The 4,439-nt window shown below is 62.5% G+C and carries 3 protein-coding genes; all 3 read right to left on the bottom strand.

Translation table 11 applies throughout. The annotated features are described in order from the left end of the window. Positions 1-298 precede the first annotated feature (298 nt). Complete coding sequence (locus AC1DWF_RS30495) at positions 299-2,407, bottom strand: ASKHA domain-containing protein (RefSeq protein WP_476788302.1); 2,109 nt, start codon at positions 2,405-2,407, stop codon at positions 299-301. A 227-nt stretch (positions 2,408-2,634) separates the two neighbouring features. Further along, positions 2,635-3,603, bottom strand: coding sequence for a methyltetrahydrofolate cobalamin methyltransferase (locus AC1DWF_RS30490; RefSeq protein ID WP_476842451.1), 969 nt, complete (start codon positions 3,601-3,603; stop codon positions 2,635-2,637). A gap of 76 nt (positions 3,604-3,679) precedes the next feature. Further along, on the bottom strand, positions 3,680-4,439 hold a 760-nt coding region (locus AC1DWF_RS30485), incomplete at its 5' end, for a methylenetetrahydrofolate reductase (RefSeq protein WP_476842450.1).

Raw genomic sequence — 4,439 nt, 5'->3', positions numbered from 1 at the left:
GCGTCACGCGTCCCTTGGGAGCGAATGCTGCGGTGCTTTGAATCGGTGCTTGATCCATTTCAAAAATCTGTTCCGATTTTCGAGGCCATGCACGGCTGCCAACGCAGAGGCGAACCTCTAGCGGCGGCTGACAAGCGGAAACTAGTTCGGGATTGTTTCGTATCGATTTCGCTTCAGCAGCGATTTGCGGCGGAATGGTTGCGCAATGGAAACACACCCGATACGGGCATTCTAACACAAAAGCGCGTCGGCGAGGCACGGAATGCCTCGCCGATGCGTCAATTCTGCAATGGTCCGGTTAGTCGCGGGAGCGGCGCGCGGCGCGTTCCTCGCGCGAGCGGCGTCGAGGAGCATTGTCCGTTGGCTCGCCATCAGCGCTCGTCGCCTTGCGCGGTGGCAGCTTGACCGCAGCCGACAGCTTCGGGAACGGGTCGACCTTGTTGGGCAGCGCCATGGCGTCGATGAACAGCTGCTGGAAATGCGGTTCGAGCGCGGTCTCGATTTTTTCGATCCGGCCGACTTCCTGTTCGATCTCGCGGCGATGGTTGCGGTTGAGCAGCGCCATGAGCGCGCCGGTGCCCGCCGCATTGCCGACCGCCTTGACCTCGTCGAGATCGCAATCGGGGATCAGGCCGAGCACCATCGCGTATTTCGGATCGATGAACGAGCCGAAGGCGCCAGCGAAGCGGATCGTGTCGACAGTTTCGACGCCTTGCTTTTCCATCAAGAGCTTCACGCCGGCATAAAGGGCAGCCTTGGCAAGCTGGATCGCACGGACGTCATTTTGGGTGACGGTGATGCGCGGCTCGCCCTGGCGGCCTTCGCGCAGAAGGTAAGAGAAGGTGCGGCCGTTCTGGATGATGCGCGGGCTCTTCTCCATCAGCGCGCCGTCGATGACGCCGTCTTCAGTAATGATGCCTGAGAGATACATCTCGGCCACGACCTCGATGATGGCCGAGCCGCAAATGCCGGTGACGCCGGTGGTCCACGAGGCTTCGTCGAAGCCTTCTTCGTCCGACCATTTGTCGGTGCCGATGACGCGGTATTTCGGTTCCAGGGTTTCAGGATCGATACGCACGCGCTCGATGGCACCGGGTGCGGCGCGCTGGCCCGAGGAGATTTCGGCACCTTCGAAGGCCGGGCCGGTGGGGGAGGACGCGGCGACGACGCGCGTACTGTTGCCGAGGATGATCTCGGCATTGGTGCCGACATCGACAAGCAGCATCATCTTGTCCTGGCGATAGGGTCCTTCAGACAGCGTGGCACCGGCGGCGTCGGCGCCGACGTGGCCGGCGATGCAAGGCAGCGTGTAGAGACGCGCCCCGCGATTGACCTCGATGTCGATCTCATGCGCCCAGAATTGCAGCGCGCCCGATACGGCAAGGGCAAAGGGGGCCTGGCCGAGTTCGGTCGGGTCAATGCCAAGGAACAAATGGTGCATGATCGGGTTGGCGACGAAGACGCAGTCGAAAATGTCTTCGCGATGGGCCTGGCCTTCTTCGCAAACCTTGCCAATCAGCCCGTTGACCGCCTCGCGCACGGCCTTGGTCATGGCCTCACGGCCGTCCGGGTTCATCATGACATAGGACACACGGCTCATCAGATCTTCGCCGAAGCGGATCTGCGGGTTCGACGTGCCCGAGGACGCGGCAATGCGGCCCGACAGCAGCGACACCAGATGCATGGCGATGGTTGTCGAACCGATGTCGCAGGCGATGCCGTAGGCCTCATTCTTCAGCCCTGGATAAAGGCCGATGATGAAGGGGCGCGACGAATCCATGTCGCGGTGGACCACGGCAGTCACGCCCCATTTGCCCGGAGTGACTTCCGGTTGGTCGGGCAGCTTGGTGCGCAGGATCTTCTGGACCTGGGCGATGAGATGGGGCGCGACCAGCAGGTCTTTCCAGCCCCAGTCCTTTTCGAGCGCCACCTTCAGGCGGTCGAGGTCGCCGAGCGGCTTGTGCATGTCCGGCTCTTCCAACTCGACATAGCAGAGTTGGACGGCGGCGTTGCGCTCGATGACGCGGTCGGTGGCTGCCTTGCGCACGACCTGTGCGTTGATGACGGTGTCCTGCGGCACGTCGACAACAAGGTCGCCCTGGATCGTTGCCGAGCATGAAAGGCGGCGCCCATCAGGCAGGCCGCGCACGCGCTCGTAGCGCTCTTCCTTTGGCCCCTTGGGCGAGATGTGGTCGTTGGACGAGACGATCTTGTGCTTGGCGAAATTGCCTTCCTGCACCTCGATCTGGCAGCGGCCGCAGGTGGCGCGTCCACCGCACACGCTTTCGACATAGACGCCGAGCGTTCGCGCTGCATCAAGAAGAGGTGTTCCCACCGGGAACCGTCCGCGCTTGCCCGAGGGCATGAACAGGACCAGCGGATCGGTGATGTTGGCGGGAGAGTTCATGGCATGCTGCTTTCCGAAATGCATTCGGCGCCAAAGCTCGATGGCGCCCCCCTCTGTCCTGCCGGACATCTCCCTCTCAAGGGAGGAGATTGGACTTTGCTGCCGCCCAGCCTCAGTCGCTGGCGGTTCAGGAGAAGCGACGGCGTCGCGGCCGGCTGATCTCCCCCCTTGAGGGGGAGATGTCCGGCAGGACAGAGGGGGGCGACATAAGGCATAATCTTATCCGATCATCCCCTCGCCATCCGGGCTTCGCGGCCACCGCGGCGGCGACCACCATTGCCGTCTCCGGGTGCGTTGACGGCAACCGGAGCCGCTACAGCGTGCCCTCCTTCGGAAGGCTTGTAGTCCTTGTAGGTCTTTATCCAGTTGGTGCAGTTGGGGTCGGTGCCGTTGAGCACGTTGGCGGCGCGGACAGCTTCCATTTCCTRCGGGCGCACGGGATTCATGATCGCGCTCGTCATGCCAGCACCGATGACCATCGGAATGAAACCGGCATTGATGCCGTGGCGGTGCGGCAGGCCRAAGGAGATGTTGGACAGGCCGCAGGTGGTGTTGACCTTGAGTTCCTCGCGCAAGCGGCGCAGCAGCGCAAAGACCTGGCGGCCGGCGTCGCCGAGTGCGCCGATCGGCATCACCAGCGGGTCGACGACGACGTCATGGGCGGGAATGCCGAAATCGGCGCAGCGCTCGACGATCTTCTTGGCGACCGCGAAGCGGACGTCGGGATCCATCGAAATGCCGGTCTCGTCATTGGAGATGGCAACCACAGGCACGTTGTACTTCTTGATCAGTGGCAGGATGGCTTCAAGCTTCTCTTCCTCGCCGGTCACCGAGTTGACGAGCGGGCGGCCCTTGGCAACCTTCAACGCGGCCTCGATCGCCGCTGACACCGAGCTGTCGATGGCGAGCGGCAGATCGACCAGGTTCTGGACGATCTCGAGCGTCTGCACCAGCAGGCCCGGTTCGGTCTCGTTCGGGTTGACCGAGGTGACGCCGGCATTGATGTCGAGCATTGTGGCGCCGCAGGCAGCCTGCTCCAGCGCGTCGCGGATGACCGTCTCGAAATTGCCGGCGATCATCTCGGCGGCCAGCTTCTTGCGGCCGGTCGGATTGATGCGCTCGCCGATGACGCAGAAGGGCTGGTCGAAACCGATGACGATTTCGCGGGTCGCCGAGGCGACGATGGTGCGGGTCATGAATCCTCCGTAGGATATAAAGATTTCTTTATATCGTTGTTTGGTTTCGTTCAAGCGCGGCGATCGCGCCTGCCTGTCAGTGCGCGGTCTTCACCATGTCGACCTGCGATTCGGTGACGTCATCGTGCAGGATGTGCTCAAGCCGCTCGGCGACACGCTGGTCGTCGGCGCGGGCCTCGCGCTTCCATGGGCGACGGCCTTTCAGAACGCCCGATTCATCGACGATTTCGGCAACATATTCCTCCTGCCGGTAGGCCATGACGTGAACGCCCGACACGCCGGCGATCTCCTTGACCTCGTTGATGATGTCGATGCAGAGCTGCTTGCCTTCCTTCTTCTGGTCCTGGGCGCCTTCCAAGCGCTTGATGATTGCATCAGGGATGTGGATGCCCGGCACGTTGGCGCGGATCCATTTGGCGGTCTTGGCCGAAGCCAGCGGGCCGACGCCAACCAGGATGAAGCATTTTTCGTCGTAGCCGAGATCGCGCACCTGGTTCATGAAGGTGCGGAACATCGGCACATCGAAGCAGTACTGGCTCTGCACGAACTGGGCGCCGGCAGCAATCTTCTTGCCCATATGAACAGGCCTGAAATCATAAGGCGGGGCGAAGGGGTTGACCGCGGCACCAAGGAAAAGCTGCGGCGGCGTGGTCAGCTTGCGGCCAGACAGGAATTTACCGTTGTCGCGCATGATGCGAACGGTTTCGAGCAGCGACATCGAATCGAGATCGAACACCGGCTTCGCGCCGGGCTGGTCGCCTGCCTGCACACCGTCGCCTGTGAGGCACAGGATGTTGGCGACACCCATTGCGGCGGCACCGAGAACGTCGCCCTGG

It is taken from the genome of Aminobacter sp. P4_D5, assembly GCF_056401815.1.
This window is presented reverse-complemented; position numbering and strand designations above follow the sequence as displayed.

Coding starts and splice junctions, on each gene's coding strand:
- AC1DWF_RS30495 (WP_476788302.1), bottom strand. CDS start 2,407: ATGAACTCTCCCGCCAACATCACCGATCCGCTGGTCCTGTTCATGCCC.